Genomic DNA, 388 nt, shown 5'->3' with positions numbered 1-388 from the left:
TCGAAGCCGAGGAGCTGCCGAGCGAATGGCCGTTCCTGCCGTACATCGTCCCCGCCAGCCCGGCGGAGCCGGGGCATTTCTTCCGCGTGACGATGGAGCCGGAGCAGTTCGCCGATGAGGTTGGCAGACTGCAAGGCCTCTGGCCGTCGCGGGATACGCAGTTGGGGGCCGCGCAGCAGACGCTACGTCCACCGGCGCGGGCCTTGTCCCACTGGCATCTCGCCCTGGCTCTGGCCGCAGGCGCGATCTCGGGAGTCGTGCAATCCAAGACGGGGCGCGTGCTCGTCGTCAAAGGTGACACCCACAAGGACAAGACGCTCCAGCGGGAATTCACCGAGCGCGAAGACGGCTCGATCGCCGAGACGCGCATCCTCACCGACAAGTTTGT

1 pseudogene is annotated in these 388 nt (G+C 66.8%); it reads left to right on the top strand.

The annotated features are described in order from the left end of the window. Positions 1-388, top strand: a pseudogene (locus EKA13_RS27600) (DUF6094 domain-containing protein); the annotation flags it as partial.

The organism is Pseudomonas defluvii, from assembly GCF_001695625.1.
In the GTDB taxonomy this organism is placed as follows: Bacteria; Pseudomonadota; Gammaproteobacteria; order Pseudomonadales; family Pseudomonadaceae; genus Aquipseudomonas; species Aquipseudomonas defluvii.
This window is presented reverse-complemented; position numbering and strand designations above follow the sequence as displayed.